Origin of the sequence: Microbacterium trichothecenolyticum (genome assembly GCF_041938625.1) — a bacterium.
Taxonomy (GTDB): Bacteria; Actinomycetota; Actinomycetes; order Actinomycetales; family Microbacteriaceae; genus Microbacterium; species Microbacterium trichothecenolyticum_D.
In genome coordinates this window covers 326,504-351,846 of sequence record NZ_CP169427.1, presented here as the reverse complement: position 1 = coordinate 351,846, position 25,343 = coordinate 326,504, and the positions used below count along the sequence as shown (strand labels likewise).

Annotated in this window: 14 protein-coding genes; 3 read left to right on the top strand and 11 right to left on the bottom strand. The window is 71.7% G+C overall.

The window, feature by feature from the left end; translation table 11 throughout:
* Positions 1 to 52 precede the first annotated feature (52 nt).
* The 3 genes from ACEYYH_RS01685 (at position 53) to ACEYYH_RS01675 (ending at position 3,491) form a co-directional block, all read left to right on the top strand.
* Entirely contained in the window at positions 53 to 1,075 is a 1,023-nt protein-coding gene (locus tag ACEYYH_RS01685; protein WP_374976567.1) for a malate dehydrogenase, read from the top strand.
* Between the two features lie 51 nt (positions 1,076 to 1,126).
* On the top strand, positions 1,127 to 2,899 hold the full coding sequence (locus ACEYYH_RS01680; RefSeq protein ID WP_374976566.1) for a cation:proton antiporter: 1,773 nt from the start codon (positions 1,127 to 1,129) through the stop codon (positions 2,897 to 2,899).
* Positions 2,900 to 2,999: 100 nt separating this feature from the next.
* On the top strand, positions 3,000 to 3,491 hold the full coding sequence (locus ACEYYH_RS01675; RefSeq protein ID WP_374976565.1) for a recombinase family protein: 492 nt from the start codon (positions 3,000 to 3,002) through the stop codon (positions 3,489 to 3,491).
* Positions 3,492 to 3,530: 39 nt separating this feature from the next.
* Here the strand turns inward: ACEYYH_RS01675 and ACEYYH_RS01670 are convergent, their stop codons facing one another.
* From ACEYYH_RS01670 to ACEYYH_RS01620, 11 genes are all read right to left on the bottom strand, one after another.
* On the bottom strand, positions 3,531 to 4,286 hold the full coding sequence (locus tag ACEYYH_RS01670) for a hypothetical protein (RefSeq protein ID WP_374976564.1): 756 nt from the start codon (positions 4,284 to 4,286) through the stop codon (positions 3,531 to 3,533).
* Positions 4,274 to 5,905: a serine/threonine-protein kinase gene (locus ACEYYH_RS01665; protein WP_374976563.1), complete on the bottom strand. Its 1,632-nt coding sequence runs from the start codon at positions 5,903 to 5,905 to the stop codon at positions 4,274 to 4,276. The genes ACEYYH_RS01670 and ACEYYH_RS01665 overlap by 13 nt, the downstream gene beginning before the upstream one ends.
* Positions 5,902 to 7,308, bottom strand: coding sequence for an FHA domain-containing protein (locus ACEYYH_RS01660; RefSeq protein ID WP_374976562.1), 1,407 nt, complete (start codon positions 7,306 to 7,308; stop codon positions 5,902 to 5,904). The genes ACEYYH_RS01665 and ACEYYH_RS01660 overlap by 4 nt, the downstream gene beginning before the upstream one ends.
* Positions 7,308 to 8,171 carry a PP2C family protein-serine/threonine phosphatase gene (locus ACEYYH_RS01655; RefSeq protein ID WP_374976561.1) on the bottom strand — a complete coding sequence of 288 codons (864 nt, stop codon included), beginning with the start codon at positions 8,169 to 8,171 and terminating at the stop codon, positions 7,308 to 7,310. Before ACEYYH_RS01655 ends, ACEYYH_RS01660 begins: the two co-directional genes overlap by 1 nt.
* A complete protein-coding gene (locus ACEYYH_RS01650; RefSeq protein WP_374976560.1) occupies positions 8,171 to 9,433 on the bottom strand; it encodes an RDD family protein in 1,263 nt (420 codons plus the stop codon). The genes ACEYYH_RS01655 and ACEYYH_RS01650 overlap by 1 nt, the downstream gene beginning before the upstream one ends.
* Complete coding sequence (locus tag ACEYYH_RS01645; protein ID WP_374976559.1) at positions 9,430 to 11,955, bottom strand: transglutaminaseTgpA domain-containing protein; 2,526 nt, start codon at positions 11,953 to 11,955, stop codon at positions 9,430 to 9,432. Before ACEYYH_RS01645 ends, ACEYYH_RS01650 begins: the two co-directional genes overlap by 4 nt.
* The gene (locus tag ACEYYH_RS01640) at positions 11,952 to 13,214 is read right to left on the bottom strand and encodes a DUF58 domain-containing protein (protein ID WP_374976558.1); all 1,263 of its coding nucleotides are present in this window, start codon (positions 13,212 to 13,214) and stop codon (positions 11,952 to 11,954) included. The genes ACEYYH_RS01645 and ACEYYH_RS01640 overlap by 4 nt, the downstream gene beginning before the upstream one ends.
* Positions 13,214 to 14,185, bottom strand: a complete 972-nt coding sequence (locus ACEYYH_RS01635) for a MoxR family ATPase (protein WP_159847641.1) — start codon at positions 14,183 to 14,185, stop codon at positions 13,214 to 13,216. The genes ACEYYH_RS01640 and ACEYYH_RS01635 overlap by 1 nt, the downstream gene beginning before the upstream one ends.
* A gap of 49 nt (positions 14,186 to 14,234) precedes the next feature.
* Positions 14,235 to 20,297: an Ig-like domain-containing protein gene (locus ACEYYH_RS01630; protein WP_374976557.1), complete on the bottom strand. Its 6,063-nt coding sequence runs from the start codon at positions 20,295 to 20,297 to the stop codon at positions 14,235 to 14,237.
* Positions 20,298 to 20,513: 216 nt separating this feature from the next.
* On the bottom strand, positions 20,514 to 22,862 hold the full coding sequence (locus ACEYYH_RS01625; protein WP_374976556.1) for an ATP-binding cassette domain-containing protein: 2,349 nt from the start codon (positions 22,860 to 22,862) through the stop codon (positions 20,514 to 20,516).
* Between the two features lie 233 nt (positions 22,863 to 23,095).
* Positions 23,096 to 25,342, bottom strand: a complete 2,247-nt coding sequence (locus tag ACEYYH_RS01620) for an LLM class flavin-dependent oxidoreductase (RefSeq protein WP_374978290.1) — start codon at positions 25,340 to 25,342, stop codon at positions 23,096 to 23,098.
* Between the last annotated feature and the right edge of the window lies 1 nt (position 25,343).

The following is a 25,343-nucleotide window of genomic DNA, read 5'->3' as shown; positions in this document are numbered from 1 at the left end:
CATTCCCGAATCGGCAGGAATGAGTACAATGCGCGGGGCTACGCTCGGGAGCATGGCGAGCGAACCCACGACCGTGACCATCACCGGCGGCGGAGGCCAGATCGGCTACGCGCTGATGTTCCGCATCGCAGCGGGCGACATGCTCGGCCCGGATCGTCCGGTTCGGCTGAGGCTGCTCGAGATCCCCCAGGGCATGCGCGCGGCCGAGGGCGCGGCGCTCGAGCTCCAGGACTGCGCGTTCCCGCTGCTCGCCGACGTCGATGTCACCGACGACCCTCTCACCGCCTTCGACGGCACCCGCATCGCAATGCTCGTCGGCGCGCGACCACGAACGGCCGGCATGGAGCGGGGCGACCTGCTCGCGGCGAACGCGGGCATCTTCGGCCCGCAGGGCAGGGCGATCGGCGCCGTCGCCGACGACGCCGTGCGCGTCGTCGTGGTGGGCAACCCTGCGAACACGAACGCGCTCATCGCCGCAGCATCCGCCTCACCCGACATCCCGTCCGAGCGCTTCACCGCCCTCACGCGCCTCGACCACAACCGCGCCGTCGGCCAGCTCGCGGAGGTGCTCGGGGTCGCAGCGGGCGACATCGCCGACGTCGTGATCTGGGGCAACCACTCCGCGACCCAGTTCCCCGATGTCTCGCACGCGACCCTGCCCGATGCGACGTACGTGCGCGATGCCCTGGCCGAGCGCCTCGGCGGCGAGGCCGCAGCGAGAGCATGGCTCGACGACGTCTTCATCCCGCGCGTAGCGAGGCGCGGCGCCGAGATCATCGAGGTGCGCGGGTCGTCGTCGGTCGCCTCGGCGGCGAACGCCGCGATCGATCACGTGCGCGACGAGCAGCTCGGCACCCGCCGCGGCATGACCTCGGCGGCGGTCGTGTCGCGTGGCGAATACGGCGTTCCCGAGGGGCTGGTGTGCTCGTTCCCCGTGACGTCGCGCGGCGACGGCCACGGCTATCGCGTCATCGAGGGACTCGACCTCGACGATCGCGCGCGGGCCAGGGTCGCAGCATCCGTCGACGAACTCGCCCTGGAGCGCGACGCGGTCCGGGCGCTCGGCGTGCTCTGACCCCGCGGCAGGTCAGCAGGGTGGGCAGCGCCCCGCAATAGGCTCTGAGGCGTGGAAGCCCTGGTCGTCGTCATCATCGCGATCGTGGTCATCGCGCTCGCGACGGCGGTCGCCCCGAAGCTCGGGATCGCGGGGCCGCTGATCCTCGTGCTCGTCGGCGGCGCGGTGAGCCTGCTGCCGTTCGTCGAGATCCCCGAGATCAACCCCGAGTTCATCCTCGTCGGCGTGCTGCCGCCGCTGCTCTACTCCGCGGCCGTCTCCCTCCCCGCCATCGAGTTCCGCCGGGACTTCGGCCCGATCGCGGGCCTGTCGTTCCTGCTCGTCATCATCAGCTCGGTGCTGCTCGGGTTCTTCTTCATGGCCGTGATCCCCGGCATCCATCCCGCCATCGCGGTGGCGCTCGGGGCGATCCTCAGTCCGACGGATGCGGTGGCCACCTCCATCGTCAAGCGCCTGGGTGTGTCGCGCCGCGTGGTGACGATGCTCGAGGGCGAGAGCCTGCTCAACGACGCGACGGCGCTGGTGCTGCTGCGCACGATGATCGCCTCGGTCGGGATCGCGACCAGCGTCGGCGGCGACACCCGCGTCGGGTTCGGGTTCATCCCGGCGTTCGCGTGGGGCGTCGTGGTGGCTGTCGTCGTCGGTGCGGTCGTGGGCTGGCTCAACCTCCGGCTGCGGGCGCTCATCAAGAACTCCGCGGCCAACACCGCGATCGGCTTCGTGGTGCCCTTCATCGCGTACATCCCCACCGAGGAGCTGGGCGGATCGGGCCTCGTCGCGGCGGTGGTCGCGGGGATCGTGACCGGCCAGGGCGCGGCGCGGTGGTTCACACCCGAGCAGCGTCGATCCGATGAGCACAACTGGCACACGATCGAGCTGGTGCTCGAGGGCGCCGTCTTCCTCATCATGGGCCTCGAGCTGCGCGACATCGTCACGCAGAACGTCGAGCAGCACAACGGCCTCGGCACCGGCCTCGGGATCGCGCTGGGAGCGCTGGCGATCATCATCGCCGCGCGTGCGGCGTATGTCTCGCTGCTGGTCTGGCTGCAGAGCCGGCGCGCCCGCGGGCGGCAGCGCACCCGCCTCGAGGCGATGAACTCGCGGCTCGACCAGATCGCGGACGGCGTGGCCGTGCCCGATCCCCGCTCTCGCGGTCGGCGCGGGGACGTGTCGTTGGACGACCCCCGCGCGCAGCGGCGGCTCTCGTCGATGCGCACGCGCGTGTCGCGGGCGCTCAGCGACCTCGACTACTACCAGGCCTCGCCGCTCGGCTGGAAGCACGGCGCCATCATCGTGTGGGCCGGCATGCGCGGCGTGGTGACGCTCGCTGCCGCGCAGACGATCTCGAGTGACGTCACGGATGATCGCGCGCTGCTGGTGTTCATCGCGTTCGCGGTCGCCGTGGGCAGCCTCATGCTGCAGGGCTTCACGCTGCCATGGGTGGTGAAGGCGCTGCGGATCGAGAGGGCCGGCGACGACAGCCTCGACAAGGCCGAGCAGTCGGCGCTCGACGACGAGCTGCGCGGCGCGGCGATCGGGGCGCTGTCGGATCCCGCACTGCGCCGACGCGACCGCTCCGAGTTCGCCGAGGACCTCGTCTCGCTCGTCGGCAGCCGCATGGTGGACCCGCCCGACGACGCCGAGGGCCTGGCGACCCGCGACCTTCTCGAGCTCCGCCTCGCGATGATCGAGGCGATGCGCCGGCGCCTCAACGAGCTCTCGTCGGGCGGGGAGTACTCGACGCCCGCCCTGCGGCACGCCCTGGCCGAGCTCGACGCCGACCAGCTCAGCCTCGAGCTGCGTCTGGACGACGAGGACGACTGAGCCAAGGATTGTGCGCCGCGCTCGAGCGTTTCGACTCGCAAGCTCGCTCAACGAGCGGGAAACCGGGTGAGAGAATGGGGAGCGAGCGAGGGGGCCTCACATGAGCGAGACGACGAAGATGCCGGATGCCGCGCACACGCACGCGGTGCCGGCTCCGGGGTCGGTCGCGGCCGACACCGCGCCGCTGCATCTGCCGCACCAGGCGGCCGAGTGCCCCAAGTGCTTCACCGAACTGCAGCAGAACCGCAACTGGTGGCTGGCCCAGCCCGCCGGCTCACGCCTCGTCGGGCTCGTGATCGCCCGCGACGACATGCCCTCCGTGGTCGAGCAGCGAGGCGACCTCACGCGCTTCGGCGTGCCGATCGAAGGCTTCCGCCACCCCGCGCCCGAGACCCTCGAGTCGTGGGAGGACCGTCTCGTGCGCCTGTTCGGCACACTCGTCCGCGGAGACGTGCTCGTCGTGGCGAACGTGCACGCCCTCGGCCGCGACATCGACGAGGAGACGCGCACCGTCGCGGAGCTGCACCGTCGCGGTGTCGTCGTGAAGGTCGTCAGCCACGGCGGCCGCCACCTCTACGACGCCGGCCGCTGACGCGACCCACGTCTCACTGCGGGTACTCCCCGGTGAGCTTCACGCGTCGTCCTCTCCGGAGTTGTCACCGCTGAGCGAGTTCTCGCGCTCGACGTCCAGCAGCGGGAGGTCGTCCCGTGTGACGAGGCGTGCCGCGATCGCGTGCTCGACGAGCCGCACACGGCGATTGGTCGCATACGAGCGCACTCCGCCGCGCATGCCCGGCACGCCGACGCGGTCGAGCTTGTCGCACACGTTGTCGAGCTTGCGGTTGAACCGGGTGAGCGTCCAGCCGAGGCGTTCGGCGGCCTGCGCCGACGTCGGCAGCTCGCTCATGCCGGTGCCCTCTCGCCGCAGCACAGGCTCGGCGAGCGCGAGGATCATGACGCGCTGGCTGTGGGTGAGCGGCACCTCGCCGATCGTCGAGAGGCCGTCGTCGTCGGCGGGCGGCTGCGTGTCGCGGAAGGTCGGCTCGGCCGCGTGGATCGTGAGCTCGTAGGTCGTCGGACCGGCACTGAAGATGACGGATGTCGCGGCGAAGACGAGCGGCAGCCGCGCGCCGGGTGCCAGCCAGGCCTGCACACGCCCGCCCGTGTCGGTGACCGTCGCAGACAGGCGCGAGCCCACGTTCGAGAGCAGCCACAGCCCCTCGATGTTCTGGATCGTCAGGAAGTTGCGGTGCAGGAACAGGTTGTCGTCGATCGCGAGGTCGCCCTCGCGGCCCACCGTGAAGACAGTGTCGGGTGCGACCGAGAACTCCTCGCCCGCGAACTCGACCCTGAGCTCGTCGACCTCTGCGGCTGTCACGGCGTGCACCCCCGGGTCTTCTCGGGATCCTGCTGCTGCGTGCCGTTCGCGCGGACCAGCGTGACGTCGACGCAGGTCTGCCCCGTGACGGCGGCCGCGACCACGATCTCGGGCTTGTCGACCGACTCCGTCTCGCCGGTGGTGTCGGTCAGCGACACCGTCTCGACGATGTAGAAGTCGCCGTCCTGCGGGTCGGGGTTCGTCCAGGTGAACGTCACACCGCCTTCGGCGGGTGCACCGACGACGTCCGTCACGGCCGGCACGACCGTCGACAGCGGGTCCTGCGGCCTCGACGACTCCGTCGGCGCCGGCCGTTCCTGCGCCGTGCCCGACAGGATGCCCGGCAACGAGACGCCGACGATGACCGCCACGATCACGAGCGCGGCGGCACCGAGTCCGATCCACAGGCCGGTGCGGCGAGGGCGCGGGGGCGCAGCATCCACTGCCTCCTGCAGAGGGGCCGCGTCGAACGCGGGAGCGCGGACGATCGTCTCGTCGAGCGACACCGGCAGGCCGACCTGGTCGCGGCGGACGGTCTGCTCGTACGCCGACGGCGCGATCCCGGGCGCCTGGCGGGCGACCGTCTCGGTCTCGACGGGGGCGGGTTCGAACTGCGGCGCGGAGGCCCGGCTCGGCGCGGTCGTGGCCGACGGGCGGGTCATACCGGCCGCCGGGGTCGTCTCGGGGGTGATGCTGACGACGCCGCGGACGCGGGTGAGGCCGTCGTCCTCGTCCTCCTCGATGTCCTCCGGGACGTGGTCGTCGAGGATGTCGATCGGGGTGACGGAGTGCGACAGCTCGATCTGCACGGTCTGCAGCGCGCGGGCGAAGGCCAGGGCGCTCTCGTACCGGTCGACGGGCGCCTTCGCCATCGCACGCTCGAGCACGCGCTGCAGCGACGCGGGCACGTCGGCACGGCCGAGGGCGGGGAGCGCCAGCGTCTCGATGCGGTGGATCAGCTCGGCCGCGCCGTTGCGCTGGCCGGGCAGCTCGAACGGCGAGCGTCCGGCGAGGAGCGTGTAGACGGTCGCGCCGAGCGCGTAGACGTCGGAGCGCGGGTCGCTGCGCGGCACGTCGGCGAACGACTCCGGCGGCGACCACGGGATCGACAGCCCGGCGGACTCGGCGGCCGCGTTCGTGGTCGATGCGATGCCGAAGTCGGTGAGCGCCGGCCGGTTGTACTCGGTGACGAGGATGTTCGCGGGCTTGATGTCGCGGTGCAGCACGCCGGCGCGGTGCGCCGTCTCGACGGCGGCCGCGACCTGCACGCCGACGCGCAGCGACTCCGCGATCGAGAAGGGCTCGCGCCGGTACCGCACCTGCAGGTTCGGCCGCGGGCAGTACTCCATGACGAGGTAGGGGCGGCCGTCCTTGGCGACACCCGCCTGGTAGATCGTGACGATCGCCGGATGCGTCGACAGCATCGCCATGACGTTGGCCTCGGCGGTGAACTCCTCGACCGACCCGCTCGACATGCGATCGGTGAGCAGCACTTTGACCGCGACGCGGCGCTTCGGCAGCTGCTGCTCGTACAGGAAGACGTCGGCGAAGCCGCCCGAGCCGAGCAGGTCGACGTAGGTGAAGCCGGGAAGGTCCGGCGGCGCCATCGGTGCGCGCTTGGAGCTCACGACACCCCCTCGATCGCGACCGTGATGCCGTCGCCGAGGTCCAGCACATCGCCCGGGATGACGACGGTGACCTCCCCCGGGTGCAGCCGCACCGGGTCGGCGCCCTGGCGCAGCAGCGTCGTGCCGTTCGTGGTGCGCAGGTCGGTCGCGACGATGCTCTCGCCCTCGACGCGCAGCTCGACGTGGCTGCGCGAGATGTCCTGCTGCGGGCTGTCGACGGCCACGAGGTGGGGCAGGTCGGTGCCGCTCACGCGGGTCGAACGCGGGCGACGGCCGATCACGATCGTGCGGTCGAGCTGCAGCACCTGCCCCGTCGAGACACGGATGCGTCCGGGAGCGGGCGGCCGCGGCGGCGCGAGCGGTGCGGGAGCCGAATCGATGGGGAATCCGGATGCTGCGCCCCCGGCGCCGCCCGTCGCCTCGCGCAGTGCGCGGGCCTGGGCGAGCGAGATCGTCGCACCGTCGTGGTCGCCGGCCGGGGCGGGGACCTGGGCGGGAGCGCCGCCTTCGTCCTCGACGTCGGGACGGACGGCGGCGTCCTCCACGGACCGGATCACCGTGGCGCCCCAGAGGTCGTCGAATCCCGCGGCGGATTCGTCTTCACCGACGGGCGCCGCGCCGGTGGGAGGCACGACAGTCGCGGCAGGCGCGTCGAGGGCCGAGTCGAGGGGGAGCAGGGTCTCGGCGTCGACCACCGACGGCACGGAGTTCGAGTCGATGAGCCCCGAGGCGGCCATCCCCGGCGTCGGTTCCGTCCCCGCCTCAGGTGCCGAGACACGGGCAGGTCGTCCGACACGCCGGGCCGCAGCATCCGTCTCCGGCGTGTCGCCGTCATCGACCCGTGTCCCGGCGAAGACAGGAGGCGCGGATGGGGACTCCGACACCGCGGGCGCCACGGGGACCTCGCGCCGGCGCGGACCCGGCGCGACCTCGGCCGGCTCGTCGCCGCTCGCCGTCGACGCACCCGCGGGCGCAGCATCCCACTCGATCCTGCTCGCCAGCACGATGCCGTCGGCGATCTCGAACTCGGCCGGTGTCTCGGACCCCGAGGTGGTGAGCGCCACGCGCACCGCGCCCGGGATCACGCGCTCGGTCCACGTGGTGACGCCGGCGCCCGACACGCGCTCGGACGCCGCGGCGTCGACGTCGAACGCGAAGTCGCCGCGCACGGCGACGCGCAGTCCATCGCCTTCGGCGAGCGCGACGGCGAAGGCCGGGATCGCGGTCAACGACGCGCCGTACGCGCCGGTGAGCGCCTCGATCACGCCGCCGAGGCCGCGGCCGTCGGCGAGCAGTGCGCGGATGCGGGTGAGCAGCGACGCGGAGGCGCCGGGCTCGAGCACGGCGAATCCGCGCGGGGTGACGGCGACCGGCGTGGATCCGGGAGCGTAGCGCGTGGGCATCAGAATCCTCCCGCGAACACCGCGCGGGGCAGCGTGTCGCCGTCGATGTCGGTGTCGGTGTCGTCGGTGGCGGCCGGGGCGCTCACCGGCACCGTATCGCGTTCGCATGCGCGGTTCGTCCGGGTGCGCACCGCGAGGGCGTCCACGACGATCGCGGTGATGTTGTCCCGACCGCCGCGGACCATCGCCTCGTGCACGAGCCGCGTCGCGGCCGCCTGCGGGTCGGCCTCGGCGAGCAGGATGCCGTGGATCGCGTCCTGCTCGAGCTCGCCCGAGAGTCCGTCGGAGCACACCAGGATGCGGTCGCCGTCCTCCGCGGGGATGAGCCAGTAGTCGGGTTCGGCGACGCTCCCCGCGCCGATCGCCCGCGTGATCACGTTGCGGCGGGAGTCGCGCTGGGCGGCGTCGGCGGCGAGCTGCCCGCTGTCGACGAGCTCCTGCACGACCGAGTGGTCGACGCTCACCTGCTCGAAATGCCCCTCGCTGAGGCGGTAGGTGCGCGAGTCGCCCAGGTTGAGCGCGAGCCAGTACCCCTCGCCGTCGACGTCGGCGATCACGACGCCCGCGAGCGTGGTGCCCGCGCCCGCGCCGGCACCGGCCGGCAGCGCCGCGACGCGGCGGCGCGCGGCGACGACGCCGGCCTGCACCTCGTCGATCGTCAGGCTCTCGCGGCCGGCGAGACCCGAGAACTCCTGGATCACCGTCGCGCTCGCGATCTCGCCGGCGTTGTGCCCGCCCATGCCGTCGGCCACGAGGAACAGCGGCGACACCGCGAGGTACGAGTCCTCGTTGATGCGGCGGCGGAGGCCGGCGTCCGTCGACGCCCCGAAGGCGACCGCGATCGGCGCGGTATCGCCGCTCATCACGGGAGCCCCACCGTCACGCGGCGGTCGCCGAACTCCAGCGTGTCGCCGTCGCGCAGGTTCGTACGCGCGCCCGGCGTGAGCGGAATCCGCCCGCCGTCGCGGACGAGCGTCGTGCCGTTCGTCGAGTGGCGATCGGCGATCCACGCGCCGCCGGCGCCGCCGCCGACCTCGAAGTGCGTCTTCGACAGCGAGAGGGTCTCGTCGCGCACCGGGATCGCGACCGCGCCGTCCTCGCCTGCGGGGTTGCGGCCGTACAGCGTGCGGCCGTACACGGCCATCCGCGTGCCGTCGTCCCACGTGAGCACCGCAAGCACCGGCGCGCCGTCGTACAGCGCGGCCCGCAGCGCCGGCGGCGGCACGACGATGCGTGTGGACTCGATGTCCTCTTCCACGGACGCCGGGGCGACGGATGCTGCGACCGCACCGGCTGCGGCAGGCGCGGCCGGGGCGGCGAGCACGGTGGCGGTCGCGCCCAGCGGCTCGGTCGTCGTCGCGGCCGGGAACGGCATGGTGACGCCGGGGAAGGGCTCCGACTGCGGCGCGTGGGTGACCGGCGGATCATGCGTGACCCACGGGAGGTCGTCGATCACGCCGGTCGGCACCGGGGCGGCCGGACGGATCGTCGCCGGCGCGGGCGTGGACGCGACGGCCGCGAGCATGAGTCCCGGCGCACGAACGGGGGCCGCAGGCTGGGCTGGGGGCGCCGGCGGCAACGATGCGGCGCCTGCCGGTGGCGGCAGGTACGGGTTCGCCGCGGGCAGTGTCGCGGACGCCGGGGTCGCAGCATCCGTGTTCCGGATGTCGACGACGACCGCACCTGCCGCCATGTCGTGCCATCCCTGGCGGCGGGCACGGGAGTCGAAGAGCGGCGTGAAGTAGCCGACCACGATCGACGCGGCGAGGTTGAACACGAGGTTGCGCAGGATCGCGCGCCAGAACCCGATGGGTCCGGTGGCCGCGGCGTCGTGCAGGCGCAGTCCGAGGATCCGCTGACCGATCGAGCCGCCGCGACCGCCCTGCATGGCCGAGTAGACGAGCCACCAGACGAACAGCAGGAAGCCGATCCCGAGGTAGCTCAGCAGGATCATGGCCGCGAGGCCGTCGCGGTCCGAGGCTGGGCCGACGCCGAAGATGATGCCGGCCACGATGCCGACCAGCACAGCGCCGATCACCCAGGCGACGCCGATGTCGATCGCGTACGCCCCCACACGGCGTCCGATGGTCGCCGCGGGGGCGGCGCCTGGCGGGCTCACGGTCATTCGTTCTCCTGTGGGGGGTGGGCGGAGGGCTCGGGCGCACTCCGGGTCTTGCTGCCGCGGCGCGAACGCCGGGCCATGCTCTTCGACGCGGGGGCGTCGTGCTGCGGGGAGTCGGCGGGCTGCGTCGCCGGGTCGCCGGGCGTGGCCGTCGCTCGCGCCGGGCGCTCCGGCAGAGCGAATCGCGTGCCTTCGAGGAGTGTACGGATGCTGAGCCTTGCGCCGAGACGCTGCCACACCGAGCGACCCTTCCCCATGCCGCCGACGATCTCGTCGACCTGCGTCCAGAAGGCCTCGATGTCGTCGGGCGACGGCTCGGTCGGGCCGAAGACCTCCAGGTCGGCGCGCGAGGCGAGGGTCGCGACTCGCGGCTCGGCGAACGCCGCGGTGAGCACGCCGGCGTCCTCCTGGCGCGTCGCGCCGGGGCGCACCGGGGCGCCGAAGTCAGAGGCGCGGTCGACGAGCTCGTCCCACCCGCCGCTGATGCGGTCGGACGCGCGCTCCGCCTCGCGGCGCTTGCGGCGGCGCGTCGCCTTCAGCGCACCGATCACGATGAACGGCGCGAGCAGCACGGCCAGCAGCCCCAGCACGCCGACGCCGATCGACACGATCGTCCAGAGGAGCCCCACGTCGAAGGCGTTCTCGTCCTCCGAGCCACGGTCGTCGGCGACGGTCGGCGGCAGGTCGACGGGCTCCGTCGGCGGGGGCGGCGGCTGGAGCACCTGCGGCTTGGGGTCGGCCTTGGGCTTGGTCGTCTGGTCGCTCGGAACCTGGTCCTCGGGCGGCGTCGGGTCGAACGGCACCCAGCCGGCGCCGTCGAACGCGACCTCGACCCAGGCGTGGAGCGTCTCGCCGGTCGCGGTGTAGACGGGCTCACCAGCGGTGTCTTCGTCGGGGTAGAACCCCATGACGACGCGCGCAGGGATGCCGACCTGGGCGGCGAGCAGCGCCATGGCCGTCGCATACTGCTCGTCGTCGCCGACCATCTGCTCCGAGCCGAGCAGCGTCGCGATGCGCTCGGCGCCGTGGCCGGCGCGCGAGAGCGGCTGGCCGGCGAGGCCGTGGCTGAAGTACCCGCCCTCCGACAGCATCTGCTGCAGGGCGCGCACCTGCTCCACCGGCGTCTCGGCCTCGGCGACCGTCTTCGAGGCGATGTCGGCCAGTGCCTCGGGAACGCCGACCTGCTTCGGCATCTTGAGCGGCGCGAAGCTCTGGTCGGCGAGCGCCTCGTCGCTCGGCACCTCGGGGATCACGGCCGCGAGCGTGTACTCGTCGCCCTTCTCGAGGCCGAGCGTGACGACGCCCGTCGAGGTCGCCTCGTTGTAATGCGCGGTGCGGCGGAGATCATCGGCGCGGGCGCCGTCGAACGTGACGCTCTGGACAGCGCCGGCGTCCGGCATCCACACGCTCTCGAGCTCCCCGATCTCGACGTGCACCGTGGCCGGCGTGCCCTCGGCGTCGGCCGACATGTTGGTGCGCGCGGGCGCGAACGCGCTCGACGAGCCGGTGCCGTCGTCCGACACGTTGTAGACGGTGCCGTTGTAGGCGTCCATCGTCGCCAGGCGCATGCGGGCGCCTTCGGGCAGGCCGCTGACCGTGAAGAGCGGGTCGTCGGGGTGGTCGCGCACGTAGGCGCGGAACGACTGCAGGGGGCTCGCGAACTCGCGGATGTCGAACGGCGGGATCACGACGTCGCGCAGCACGTAGCGCGGCGACGACGGCGCCGCGAACCCGCTCGTGGCGACGCCGATGACGGCGGCGATCGCGATGACGGCGCCGCCCATGAGCGCGCGCCGAAGCCCGGCGCCCGAGCGGGCCGGGCCTTCGCCCACCGAGATCGCGGCGGCCTGCGGCTGCCACGCCTGGCGCAGTGCGAGCCACACCACGCCGGCGACTCCGAACGCGACGCCCTGCACGACGGGCACGAAGGGCTCGGACGTGCCCAGCGCGATCTCGATCGCGAGGAACGCCGCCGCGGGCAGCAGCGCCCACCCGGCGCTGCGCAGCCGCAGCGCGAGCGACGTCGTCAGCACCGCCGCGACGAGCGACAGGATGAAGGGGACGATGAGATGGCCGTCGTCGGTCGCGACCGGGGCGATCGTGGTGAGGAGCTCTTTCCACGACATCACGGCGCCGAGCGCGAGCTGACCGAGCGTGTCGAGGGTGGGGATGACGCCTGCGACGGTGGTGTGCGGCAGAGCGAGCGCCCCGCCGAAGAGGAAGTAGACCGCGATCGTCGCGGCGGTGAGGAGCAGGATGCCCCAGCGCAGGAGCCGTCCGAGCACGCCCAGCCCCATGCCGAGCACGAGGCCGCCGAGCGCGGCGACGAGGTAGCCGGCGCCGTCGAAGGTCGGCCGGAAACCCACGATCGGAATGAGCAGCAGCAGCCCGACGGCGGTGAGGTCGAGGATCCAGCGGCGGGTCGGGAGCGCCTCGACACGGGGAGTGCGGGGAGCGGATGCTGCCGCCCGTGGTGTCGCCGCCGACTCGGCGCGCGTCGGGAGCGGGGTGACGGGCGCGCTCATGCCAGCACCTTCCGGAGGGCGTTCGGAAGCTGGTCGAGCGCACCGAGGGTCACGACATCCGCTTCTCCGATCCTCCGCAGCGACGGCGCGGCGTGGTCCGCCGACGCGACCACCGCGAGCACGCGTGCGCCGAAGGGCAGTCGGCTGCAGGCCGTGCGCAGGTCGCCCGGGTCGACCTTGCTGCCGCACACGAGCACGACCACGCTCGCGAGGGGCAGCGTCGCGGCGACGATGCCGGCGAGCTCGACGACCGAGCCCGCCTTCGGCTTCGAGTGGCCGAGCGCCGACAGGGAGTCGAGGAACTGCTTGCCCGTACCGGACGGCAGGGCGCGCTCCTGCACGCGCACCTCGACGCGCTGGGAGTCGCGCAGGGCACGCAGGCCGAGGGAGCCCGCGGCCGAGATCGCGAGCTCGAACTCCTCATCGTCGCGGTAGTCGCCCGGGCTCGTCGACAGGCCGATCACGAAGTGCGAGCGGCGCGTCTCCTCGTACTGGCGCACCATCATGTGGCCGGTGCGTGCGGTCGACTTCCAGTGCACGTGACGCAGGTCGTCGCCGGGCTGGTACTCGCGCAGCGCGTGGAACGAGACGTCGTCGGGCGACAGGTCGGTGGCGGGAAGACCCTCGAGGTCACGGAGGAAGCCGAGCGACTGCCCGTCGAACAGGACGGTGCGCGGGTGCACGAAGAGGTCGACCGGCTCGTCGCGGCGGTGCACGCGCTCGAAGAGGCCGAGCGGATCGCCGCGCACGACGCTCACCGGACCGACCTTCACGACCGCGCGCCGCGACGTGGGGATGGCGAAGAGCTCTTCGGCGGACTCGCCCGCCGCGAGCCGGTGGACGTCGAAGACGCCGCGGCCGCTGCCGACCGGCAGCAGCACGCGCGACGGGAGGATGGCGCGGGTGCTGGTGTTGGCCAGCGTCAGCGCGCCGACGGCCCGCTCCCCCACGACGACGCGCGTGCGGTTGAGGTCGAGCGAGACGTCGTAGGCGGTGCGGCCGATGAGGAACAGCAGGCAGAGCGCCAGCACGACGGTGATCGAGATCGCCGCCACGGTGAGCTCCCACCAGCCGAGCGACTGGCCGGCGATCCACAGCGTGAGCGCGCCGGCGATGAGCACCCAGGCGACGGGGCGCACAACCCCGAACACGCGGCCGAGCACCGCGCCCGCACGCCGCAGCGTGCCGAGCAGCAGCTGCCCGTACCAGGCGCGGCGGTCCTCAGTGGCCGCCGTCTGCCCGAGTGCCTCCGTCGTCATCAGGCCGCGGACCTCGCCTGCGGTGCGGCGATCGACTCGAGGACTCGCGCGATGACCGCCTCGGCCGATGTGCCGGCGAACTCGGCCTCCGGGTCGAGAACGAGCCGGTGCGTCCACACCGGTGCGACGAGCGCCTTGACGTCGTCGGGCAGCACGAAGTGGCGCCCCTGCGCGGCGGCGTAGACCTTGGCCACGCGGATCATCGCGAGCGAGCCGCGGACCGAGACGCCCAGCCGCGTGGCCGGGTCGTTGCGGGTGGCCTCGGCGAGCTGCGCCGTGTAGCGCAGCACGGCGGGGTCGACGTGGACGGTGCCGGCGAGGTCGGCCATGTCGGCGACCGCGCCCGTCGTGATGATCGCGGGCAGGTGCGCCGACGGGTTGCGGTCGGCCGCACCCGCGAGGATGCGCTCGGCCACAGCGAGGTCGGGGTAGCCGATCGACGTCTTCACGAGGAAGCGGTCGAGCTGCGCCTCGGGCAGCTTGTAGGTGCCCGCCTGCTCGATGGGGTTCTGCGTCGCGATGACCAGGAACGGGCGGCCCACCTCGTGCGCGACGCCATCGACGGTGACGCGGGACTCCTCCATGACCTCGAGAAGCGCCGACTGCGTCTTCGGTGAGGCGCGGTTGATCTCGTCGGCCAGGACGATCGAGGCGAAGACCGGACCGCGGTGGAACTCGAAACGGTGCGAGGTCTGGTCGTAGATCGTGACACCGGTCACGTCCGACGGGAGCAGGTCGGGCGTGAACTGGATGCGGCTCGACGTGCCCTGCACGGTGGCCGCGAGGGCCTTGGCGAGGCTGGTCTTGCCCGTGCCCGGGGCATCCTCCAGCAGCACGTGGCCCTCGGCGAGCATCGCCGAGAGCACCAGCGCCACCACCTCGCGCTTGCCCATGAGGGCCTGGTCGACGTTGTCGACAAGTCGCGCGAAGGTGCCCTGGAACCAGGCCGCCTGTTCGGGGGTCATCGTCATGAGTGATCTCGTTCTCTCGTTGCGTGTCGTGCGTGTCGTGTGGCGCGGGCTAGTACCAGGTCATCGCGTCGGCGTTGCCCCAGCCGATGATGGTCACCCACGCGCGGCCCCCGGGGTACCCGTAGTAGCAATTGGCCCGGACGGTGCCGTTCTCGGGGACCCACGTCGTGCTGCCCCCACCCCACGAGCCGCCGTTGTCGTTGCACTGCAGGCGATAGTTGCCGGCGGGGAAGTTCTTCACCGTGACCGCCATGTAGGCGCACGACGCGGACCCGCAATCGCCCCAGCTTCCCGACGCGCCCTTGACGGTCTGCGCGGAGGGCTGCGGTCTGGGCGCCGTCGTCGCCGCGGCCGACACCACGCGCGACACCTGGTCCGCCGCGTCGTAGGCGCGCACCTCGATCTCGTGGCGCTGGTCGTATCCGTTGCCCACGAGCCGCGATCCGTTGTTGCTGACGTTCTCCCAGCCGCCGCCGTTGATCCGGATCTGCACCTGGGTGATGCGGCGGCCGTTCTCGGCCGGCGCACTCCAGCCCACCCGTACGCTGGTGCCCTCTCGGGTCGCGCTCACGCCGGGGTCGCGCACGGGTCCGTACGGAATGGCGCCGTTCGACGGGGCGGACTCCTGACCCGTGTAGCGCACGCCGTCCATGGACGTGTAGGCACGCACGCGGATCGTGTACGTCGTGCCGTTCGACAGGTTGCCGATCGTCTTGTTGGCCGGCATCGCGGCCCAGCCACCGCCGTTCAGGGAGTACTCGTACCTCACCTCGCTCGCCGTCGCGCCGTTGCCCGGGGCGTCGGAGTACGCGACGACGACGGCGCTGTTCCCAGTCGGCGTCGACAGCGAGACGTTCGTAGGCTGTCCCGGCACACCGAAGGCGCGGCGAGGAGCGGAGGGGGCGCCCCAGTTCCCCCATCCGGCCTTGTTCGTCGCCCGGACCCGGAACGTGTAGTCGCTCGTCGAGGTCGTCACGTTGACGGCCTGGCGGGTCTGGCTGCCCGGGATCCCAGTGATCGTCCGTACGACGGACGAGCCCTGCATCACCTGCAGCTCGTAGCCCGAGATGGCGTCGCCGTTGTCGGCCGGCGCGGCCCACACGACCTCCAGCTGGGCCTGATCGCCCACAGGATCGAGTCGGTTGACCGACGGCGCCGCCGGCGGCTCCGGGGCGCGCGCCGGGATCTCGCTCACCGACCACGTGCTCCAGCTCGACGGCTCGGGCGCGCGGTTGTGCGCCTGGACGCGCACCTGGTAATCGACCCCGTTCTGCAGGCCGTCCCACACGATCGCGTTGCCTACGACGTCGGTCTTCTGCGAGATACCCGACGGCGGCGCCGGCGAGATCTCGAGCGTGTACTTCTCCACCGGTGAGCCGGGGGTCGTCGGGGTCACCCACGCGACGTTGAGGCTCCGGTCGCCGAACGTCAGGCTCGGCGCCGCCGGGGTGTCCGGACGTGCGTCGGGGCGCGCCGTCTCGGACGGCGCCGACGGGTCGGACGGACCGACGCGGTTCTCAGCGACGACCGTGAAGTTGTACTCGACGTTGTTGGTCAGCCCGTCGAGCGTGCACGTGGTGGCGAGGCATTCCTTCTCGTAGTTGCCCGCCGTCGACGAGACGAGATACCGCTCGATCTCGGCGCCGTTGTTCGCCGGCGGCGTCCACGAGAGCACGACCGTGCGGTCCTGGACGCTCGACACGATCGGGGTGCCTGGCACGTCGGGCTTGCCCTGGACGGTCAGGCGGATGCGGCCCTCGACCTCGCGGTCGACATCGCCCGTGGCGTCCTGCACGCGGTAGCGGACGGTCATGGTGCCGAAGAACGTGGCGTCCGGGGTGACCTTCACGTCGCTGCCCGACACGACGACGTCGCCTTGGCCGGTCTCGAGCAGAGCGGTGGTGACCTCGAGCGGCTTGTCGGGGAACGGGTTCACATCGTTGGCGAGCACCGGCACGGTGACGGTCTTGCCCTGGTGCGCCTCGTCGACGATGTCGTCGTTGGCAGTCGGCAGCTCACGGGTCGACGCGATGACGCGGACGTTGACGGTGCCCTCGATCGGCTCCGTGGTGCCGTCGGTGATGCGCAGGCGAATCGTGCCGGCCGTGCCCTTCTTCGTGTCGGCGGCCGCGCTCACGCGGAGCTCGTCGTCCTGGATCGTCGCGGTCATGCCGTCGGGGGACCCGCCGACGATCTGGTACTCGATGCGGCCCTCGTCCTCGGGATCGGGGTCGGTCGTGAGCCCGCCGAGATCGAGGGTCGTCGCGTCCTCACCGGGCGCGACATCCATCTGGCCGTTGACGAATGCCGGCTGCTGGTTCTCGGGCGGCAGCACGGTGATCGGCAGGGTCAGCGTCGCTTTGCGGCCCTCGGGGTCGTCGGGACCCGTGCCGTCGGTCACCTCGAAGGTGATCGCATCAGGGCCGAAGTACCCCGCGGCCGACGTGTAGACGAGCGTCGTCTGGTCCTTCACGAGCGACGAGCCGTCGTGGTGCGCCGCGGTGACCTTGGCGGCCTCCGTGATGACGACCTTCCCGCCGCCCGCGGCGCGCACATACTTCGACAGCGCCAGCTCGACGGTCTCGCCGCTCTTGACCTCGACGGGCTCGGTCGAGATGAGAGTGGGGGGCAGCGACGACAGCGACGGGACGTGGATGAAGGCGGATGCCTCGTTCCCGTCGCGGTCGGTGATCGTGTAGGTCACGAGCCTGCCGGTGTCGCCGAGCGTGACGCGCACCTTTCCGTCGGCGAGCACGCGCGAGGTCGCGTCCGCGACCTTGAGCTCGAGGTCGTCGACGGTGCCGTCGGGGTCCTCGTCGTTCGCGAGCACCTCGAGGTCGACGACGCCGTCCTCGACGTCGGCGGCGAGCACGTAGTCGTCGCGCGCGATCGGCTTCTGCAGTGGAACGTCCTCGGCGACGGTGATCTGCAGCACGGCTTTCGCCTCGGCTCCGCGCGCGTCGCGGATGGTGTACTGCAGCGACGTCTCGACGGGCTGCGAGGGCGACGTGACGACGACGCGGTTGCCGTCGACCCTCGCCTTCAACCCCGCCACGTCGGGCAGGATCAGGCCGTTCTTGACGATGCCGAACTCGTCGCCGTCCGGGTCGGAGTCGTTGGCGAGCACCGGCACGGCGACCGAGCGGCCGGGCCGCATGATCACGGAGTCCTTGACGGCGTACGGCGCCTGGTTCACGCCCTCGGCCGGCGCGATGCCGACGCGGATGGTCGCGGTGGCTTCGGCGCCGAGGCGGTCCCGCACGCGGTAGCTGAAGGTGTCGACGCCCGCGGTGTCGTCGAACGCCTCGTAGACGAGGTGGTCGGACCCGGTATCGGTGATGCGGCCCTTGCCCGGCGAGGACGCGAGCCCCACGAGCTCGACGGAGTCGCCGTCGGAGTCTATGCCGTCCAGCGGTACCGCGATGCGGACGCGGCTGCCGGCGAGCACGCGCGCGGTGATGTCGCGCGGCCGCGGAGCGGCGTTGGTGTCGGCGTTCACCGGCAGCACCTGGATGGTGATGTAGCCGGCGTCCTTCTGTTCGGTGCTGTCGACGGCCTCGTACGTGGCGTAGACGGTTCCCGGCTCGTCCGAAGCGCGGAAGCGCACGGTGTCCTGCGAGATGAAGATCTCGCCGTCCTCGGGCTCGATGTAGGGCGGCACGAGGTCAGGCGCGACGTGGATCGTGTCGCCGTTCGGGTGGTAGTCGTTGTCGAGCACCGGGATCGTGACGACGTCGCCCGCACGCACCACGACCTGGTCGTCGTTCGCGACGGGCGGGCGCAGCTGGGCGGGCGCGGGGATCGGGATGACGATGACGTCGCCCTCGGCCGACTGCGAGCCGTTCGAGATGCGGTACGAGATGCGCACCTGCTCGGAAAGCGCCGCCTGGTCGCTGATGCGGAGCGTCTCGTGGTTGAGCACGGCCACCGCGACGCCCGAGTTCGGTTCGACGGTCACCGACTGCACGACGAGGATGCCGCCGGAGGGGTCGGAGTCGTTTGTGAGCACGTTGACGAGCACCTCGCCGCCGCTGGGCAGCAGCGCGACGTCGCGCACCGCGACGGGCGGCAGGTCGGTCTCGCCCTCGGGGAGGACGTCGACGCGCACGATGCCGGGGACGCCGGCGGCGCCGGCCGCCACCATGTACTGCACGTAGTAGGTGCCCGGTGTCGCCGAGCGGAACGTGAAGGTCTTGTTCGCGTAGTCGGGCACGATGTCGGCGCCCGACACTGGGTCGACGCGCGCGAGGCGCAGCGGCTCGCGGCCCGCGCCCACGTCGTTCGCGAGCGGAGACACGGTGGCCGTCTGTCCGGTGCGGACGGCGATGTAGTCGGCGTTCGTGACCGGGTCGATGGAACCGACGGGACGCACGTCGAACCGCACGGTGCCGACGGTCACATCGGAGCCGTCCGAGACGGTGATCTCGACGTCCTTGCGTCCCTGGGTGCCGCCGACCGCGCGGTAGGTGATGCGGCCGTCGGAGGTGTAGTCGGCCTCATCCCCCTCCGCGGGCTGGACCGAACCGAGGAAGACGTCGTCGCCGTCGGGGTCGATCCAGTCGGGCAGCACGTTGTACGTGATGGTGCCGCCGGCCTCGACGGCGACCGTCGTCACGCGGTTCTGCTTCGGCGGCGAGTTGACGTCCCAGCCGTGCACCGAGAACGACACCTTCGCGGTGTCGGTGCCGCCGCGGCCGTCGGAGACCTCGTAGGTGAAGGATGCCGAGCCCTGGGCATCCTCCGGGACGGCGATCTGCAGCGCCCGGCCGTTGTCGATCGACTGGATCTCGCCGACCGACGGGCCGCCGTCGACCACGCGGGTCGTCAGCACGTCGCCGTCGGGGTCGCTGTCGTTGTCGAGGATGGGGAGGATCGTGGTGCGGCCCGGACGCACGCCCAGGTCGTCGTCGTTCGCGTCGGGCGGGGTGTTGATCTCGGAGCGCTCGGGGAGGACCGTCTCGGTCGTCTCCTCCGTGGTCTGCTCGTCGTCCTCGGTCTCGCCCTCGGGAGGGGTCATCTCGTCCCAGTTGTCGACGCGCTGCAGCTCGTCGGCCGCCATCCACGTGGCACCGCCGACGACGTCGTTGAGAACGACCACATCGCGGTTGACGCGGAACTTCAGCAGCGACGTCGGCTCGATGCCGTCGATGTCGACGGCGAGGTCGTCGGCGTCGCCCGCGCAGTCGCGCACGAATCTGCCGGAACCCGTCCATGCGGCGTAGCCGCAGCCCTCGAGCCACACCGGCTCGGCGGGGGCGCCGTCGGCGCCGGCCTCGACGGTCGTCGGCTCCGAGCCGTCGAACGGCACGCGCACGAGGGCGGACGCCGTGGAGATCGTGACGGCATCGGATGCTGCGGACGGCTGCTGCAGGACGGCGCTGCGTCCGCCGTCGACCTCGGCCCGACGGCCGTCGACGATCACGGTGCCGCTAGCGGTGTCGAGCACGGCCGGCTTGTCGCCGACCGCGGTGACGGAGAGCTCGGCGTTGTCGCCGACGTCGGGGAGACCGGAGCGACTCGGCTCCTCGGGGGTGCCGTCCGCGCCGACGCGGATCGTGACGAGATCGGAGTCCTTCGGCGAGACGGCGTAGACGACGCCGTCGACGCCGACGGCGACGTCCGCCCCCTTGCCGACGTTCGCGGTCGGGTCGGTGCCCTCGACCTGGAACGAGCCGACGCTCCCGCTCGAGACGACCCACAGGTCGCCGGAGGAGGGGTCGAGGATCGCGACCGTGTCGCCGCCGAGCGCCACATCGGCGCCACCCGGAACTCCTGCGGCGCCCGAGAGCGCGACCATCGCGGGGTCGACGACGCTCACGGTGGAGCCGGCGTCATCGACGACGAGGACGGTGCTTCCGGACTGGAGGATGTCGTAGTCGTCGCTTGTGGTGCGCAAGGCCCCGTCGAGCACCTGCGACTCGTGGTTGAAGTGCCCGACGAGCAGGCTCGACTGCTTCGTCACCCACACGCCGCCGTCGTGGAGGTCGACTTCAGTGGTGGGCACGCCCTGGTAGACGAACGCGAGCGTCGTGATCGTGACCGCTGCAGCGGTCACCGCGCCTGCCGACGCGAGGGCGCGCGGGCGCGCGCGAAGCCAGGCGAATGAGCTCATGGGGACGTCGGCCTCCTCCGGGGCATCGTGCGTCTTGTCGTGGCGTGGGACCCCGGCGAGGGGCGTCGCGAGCTCACAGAAGACCTGGGGGAACCCCCAGCCTAACCCGCGCCCGCAGGTGCGACGAGACCGGAAGTGTCAACGGGGGAGATCGTATTCCGCCTGATCAGGCCCGATCGATGGGGACAAACACCCATCCGCCGCCTGGGCCGCTCGTCACGCGCCGACGTACTCCCGCAGATGCTGGGCCGTGAGGGTCTCGGCGCCCGCGACGAGGTCGGCCGGAGTTCCCTCGAAGACGATGGACCCGCCGTCGTGCCCGGCCCCGGGACCGATGTCGATGATCCAGTCGGCGTGCGCCATCACGGCCTGGTGGTGCTCGATCACGATGACGCTGTTGCCCGCTTCGACCAGGCGGTCCAGCATCCCGAGCATGTTCTCGACGTCGGCGAGGTGCAGGCCCGTGGTGGGCTCGTCGAGCACGTAGATCGCGCCCTTCTTCGCCATCGAGATCGCGAGCTTCAGTCGCTGCCGCTCGCCGCCCGACAGCGTGTTGAGCGCCTGGCCGAGCGTGATGTAGCCGAGCCCGACGTCGATCATGCGCATCAGCGTCGTGTGCGCGGGGCCCTTGGAGAAGAAGACGGATGCCTCGGCCGCCGACATCGCGAGCACCTCGGCGATGTTCTTGCCCTCGAGCGTGTACTCGAGCACCTCGTCACTGAAACCCGAGCCCTCGCACAGCTCGCACAGCGTCTCGACCGTCTGCGTGAAGCCGAGGTTCGTGATGATCACTCCGAGGCCCCGGCAGGCCGGGCACGCGCCCTCGGAGTTGGCACTGAAGAGGGCCGGCTTCACGCCGTTGGCCTTCGCGAAGGCGGAACGGATCGTGTCGAGGATGCCGGTGTAGGTCGCCGGACTCGAGCGGCGGTTGCCCTTGATCGGGGCCTGGTCGACGACCACGACGTCGTCGAAGCCCGGCACGTTGCCGTGGATGAGCGAGGACTTGCCCGAGCCCGCGACGCCCGTGACGACGGTGAGGATGCCGAGCGGCACATCGACGTCGACGTCTTTGAGGTTGTGCTGGGCGGCGCCGCGGATCTCGAGCGCGCCCTTCGGGGCGCGCGTCGATTCCTTGAGCCGCGCGCGGTCGTCGAGGTGGCGACCGGTGATCGTGCCGGAGGCGCGCAGACCCGCGACATCGCCCTCGTACTGCACCTCGCCGCCCGAACGACCGGCCCCCGGACCGAGGTCGACGATATGGTCGGCGATCTCGATGACCTCGGGCTTGTGCTCGACCACGAGCACCGTGTTGCCCTTGTCGCGCAGGAGCTTCAGCAGCCGGTTCATGCGCTGGATGTCGTGCGGGTGCAGCCCGGCCGTCGGCTCGTCGAAGACGTAGCTGATGTCGGTCAGCGCCGAGCCGAGGTGGCGGATCATCTTGGTGCGCTGCGCCTCTCCGCCCGAGAGCGTGCCCGACGCGCGATCCAGCGACAGGTAGCCGAGCCCGATGTCGATGAACGAGGCGATCGTCTGGCGCAGGCCCACCATCAGCGGCGCGACCGACGGGTCGTCCACCGTGCCGAGCCACGTCGCGAGATCCGTGATCTGCATGGCCGCAGCATCCGCGATGCTGATCCCGTTGATCTTCGACGAACGCGCCCCCTCGTTGAGGCGGGTGCCGCCGCAGTCGGGGCACGGCAGGAACTTCACCGCGCGATCGACGAACGCACGGATGTGGGGCTGCAACGCCTCGCGGTCCTTCTGGAGCATCGACTTCGTGATCTTCGGCACGAGACCCTCGTAGGTCATGTTGATGCCGTTGATCTTGACCTTCGTCGGCTCCTTGTAGAGGAAGTCGGCGCGCTCCTGGTCGGTGTAGTCCTGGATGGGCTTCGCCGGATCGACGAAGCCGGACTCGGAGAAGCCCTTCACCATCCAGCCGTCGGGGTTGTACCCCGGGACCTGGATCGCGCCGTCCTGCAGGGACTTCGTCTTGTCGTAGAGCTCGTCGAGGTCGACGTCGCTCACTTCGCCGAGCCCTTCGCAGCGCGGGCACATGCCGCCGGTGATCTCGAAGGACCGGCGCTCCTTGACCTGCTTGCCGCCCTTCTCGAGAGTGATGGCGCCGGCGCCCGACACCGAGGGGATGTTGAACGAGAACGCCTGCGGCGAGCCGACGTGCGGTGACCCGATGCGGCTGAACAGCAGCCGCAGCATCGCGTGCGCGTCGGTGGCCGTGCCCACCGTTGACCGTGCGTTCGACCCCATGCGCTCCTGATCGACGATGATCGCCGGACTCACGTTCTCGAGCGCGTCGACCTCGGGGCGGCTCAGCTGCCCCATGAACTGCTGCACGAACGTCGGGTACGTCTCGTTGATGAGCCGCTGCGACTCGTTCGCGATCGTGCCGAACACCAGCGACGACTTGCCCGAGCCGCTCACGCCGGTGAAGACGGTCAGCCGCCGCTTCGGGATCTCGACCGACACATTCTTGAGGTTGTTCTCGCGGGCGCCGACGACGCGGATGACCTCGTGCGAATCAGCGATGTGGGACTCGGATGCCATGCGCACGAGTATGCCCGGCAACCCGGACACCGCGCTTCCTGAATCCTGCTCGATCCGTCGTCGTCCGTTCCTCCCTTTTGGCGAGTCGCCACGAATGCCGCTCTCACTCACGCTTTCTGGCGAGTCGCCAGAACCAGACGTCACCCGACTCTTGGCGAGTCGCCAGGAATGGGCCCTTCTCCAGGGCTTTCTGGCGAGTCGCCAAAATGTGAGCGGGGGACGGATGCTGCGGCTCAGGCCGCGTCGGACTCTGCAGGCTCGATCGCGAAGTTGTCGCGGAAGACGCACGTCGGGTCGTACGCCGCCTTCACGCGCCGGAGTCGCTCCAGCGTCGCGGGCGGGAACGCCTCGGCGATGCGCTCCGGGCGCTCGGACGAGTCGAAGCTCAGGTACATCCCGTCGACGTGGTCGGCGAGGGTGCGCCACTCGGCGTCGAGCCGTTCCGGGTTCGACCCGAGCGCCGCGACCGAGAAGTTCGCCGACCGGTGCGCGTACGCGGTCTCGTCCTCGGCGACGTCGGCCACCGCCCCGCCGACGGCGCGCAGCTGGAAGAACGGCACCGCGCCGGATCGCAGCATCCGTTCCACCGTCGCCGCGAAGGCGGGCGTGATGTGCTCGATGAGACCCGAGCGGGAGTGCGGCTCGCCCGCGCCGTGCTGCGGGCCGAGGTCGGCGTTCGCCATGATCTGCGCGTACGTCGTGAGCTGCACGGACTGCTGCACGAGCGGCGCGAGCTCGGCGAAGGGCTGCAGGCGGGCGATGATCGTGTCGGGGTCGTCGGAGTCGACGACGCCGTAGAGCTGCACCACCTGCGGCTGGCCGGGGCGCGGCCCGCCGGTCAGCAGGAAGAGCGTGAGGTCGCGCGGTGAGGACTCGACGATGCGGCCGTAGCCCTCGAGGAACCCGGCGACGTCGTCGACCTGGAACGCGAGCTGTGCGTAGCCCACCTGTCCGACCTCCCGGGCCTCGAACTCGAACGCCGTGACGATGCCGACGTTGGCGCCTGCGCCGCGGATCGCCCAGAAGAGGTCGGGGCGGGTCGAGGCATCCGCGCGCACGAGCGAGCCGTCGGCGAGCACCACCTCCGCGGCGCGCAGGTGGTCGATCGTGAGGCCGTGCTCGCGCGCGAGCAGGCCGATGCCGCCTGCGGTGGCGAGCCCGCCGACGCCTACGCCCCCGTAGTCGCCCGACGTCAGCGCCCAGCCGTGCTCGCCCAGCGCCGCGGCCACCTGCGCCCACCGCGCACCGGGCCCGACGCGCACGAGCCGGCGATCGACGTCGAGCACCTCGATCTCGTCGAGGCGGCGGAGGTCGATGACGATGCCGCCGTCGTTCGTCGACCGGCCGCTGATGCCGTGACCGCCGCTGCGCACCGCGAGCGGGAGCTCGGGATGCCGACGCGCGAACGCAAGCGCCTCGGCGACCTGCTCGGCCGACGAAGGCTGCAGCACGAGGCCGGGGCGTCCGCCGCGCATGTAGGTGGCACGCACGTCGGCGTAGTCGAAGTCGCCGGGTTCGATCGCGCGCAGGCCTGCCGGCACGTCGTCGTACGCGATGCCGTCGCGCCGCGCGGCGAGTGCGGCGGCGGATCGGACGGATGCTGCGGCCGTGCCTTGCCGGCCGCGCTCAGCGGCGACGAGTTCGCGGGCGGCGGGCGCCACGTCTTCGCCGAAGCGCTGGAGCAGGTTCGGGTCGTCGGCCGCGATGATGAAGGTGCCGATGCCGTCCTCGAGGGCGAGGCGGGCGAGGCGCTCGGCGAACTCGTTCGGGTCGGCCGCGAGCTGCCCGATGTTGAGCAGGCGCCGGATCTCGCGCGGGTCGCGGCCGACGGACGCCGCGGCCTCGTCGATCGCGGCGTTGCCCCGGGCGAGGTCGCCGGGCTTCATGTAGCCCAGCGACGGCAGCCACCCGTCGCCCTTGCGGCCGGTGAGCGCGAGCATGCGCGGCTTGTACGCGCCGATGTGGATCGGGATGTCGTGCGCCGGCCGCGGCCCGCGCTTCGCGCCGTGCACCGCGTGGTACTTCCCGTCGGTGAAGACACCCCGGCGCTCATCCGTGCGCCACAGTTCGCGGATGACGTCGATGGCCTCGCCCAGGGCCGTCACCGCCTGACCAGGCGTGAGCCGCGTCCCGCCCATCGCCTCGATGGCGTCCCAGAAGCCGCCGGCGCCGAGGCCGAGGTCGAAGCGCCCGCCCGACAGCAGGTCGATGCTCGCTGCCGCGCGCGCCACGACGGCGGGCGGGCGCAGCGGCACGTTCAGCACGTTGGGCGCGATGCGGATGGTCTCGGTGCGCGCCGCGACGAACGACATGAGCGTCCACGTGTCGAGGAACGCGGGCTGGTACGGGTGGTCCTGGAAGGTGACGAGATCGAGACCGGCTGCCTCGGCCACCTGCGACAGCAGGACCGGCGCCTCGGGGCTCGCGGCGGAAGGCGTGATGAAGGCGCCGAATTCGAGCAGGTGTCCGTAGTCCACGATC

Coding starts and splice junctions, on each gene's coding strand:
- ACEYYH_RS01635 (WP_159847641.1), bottom strand. CDS start 14,185: ATGACGATGACCCCCGAACAGGCGGCCTGGTTCCAGGGCACCTTCGCG.
- ACEYYH_RS01685 (WP_374976567.1), top strand. CDS start 53: ATGGCGAGCGAACCCACGACCGTGACCATCACCGGCGGCGGAGGCCAG.
- ACEYYH_RS01675 (WP_374976565.1), top strand. CDS start 3,000: ATGAGCGAGACGACGAAGATGCCGGATGCCGCGCACACGCACGCGGTG.
- ACEYYH_RS01650 (WP_374976560.1), bottom strand. CDS start 9,433: ATGACCGTGAGCCCGCCAGGCGCCGCCCCCGCGGCGACCATCGGACGC.
- ACEYYH_RS01625 (WP_374976556.1), bottom strand. CDS start 22,862: ATGGCATCCGAGTCCCACATCGCTGATTCGCACGAGGTCATCCGCGTC.
- ACEYYH_RS01655 (WP_374976561.1), bottom strand. CDS start 8,171: ATGAGCGGCGATACCGCGCCGATCGCGGTCGCCTTCGGGGCGTCGACG.
- ACEYYH_RS01645 (WP_374976559.1), bottom strand. CDS start 11,955: ATGAGCGCGCCCGTCACCCCGCTCCCGACGCGCGCCGAGTCGGCGGCG.
- ACEYYH_RS01630 (WP_374976557.1), bottom strand. CDS start 20,297: ATGAGCTCATTCGCCTGGCTTCGCGCGCGCCCGCGCGCCCTCGCGTCG.
- ACEYYH_RS01660 (WP_374976562.1), bottom strand. CDS start 7,308: ATGCCCACGCGCTACGCTCCCGGATCCACGCCGGTCGCCGTCACCCCG.
- ACEYYH_RS01640 (WP_374976558.1), bottom strand. CDS start 13,214: ATGACGACGGAGGCACTCGGGCAGACGGCGGCCACTGAGGACCGCCGC.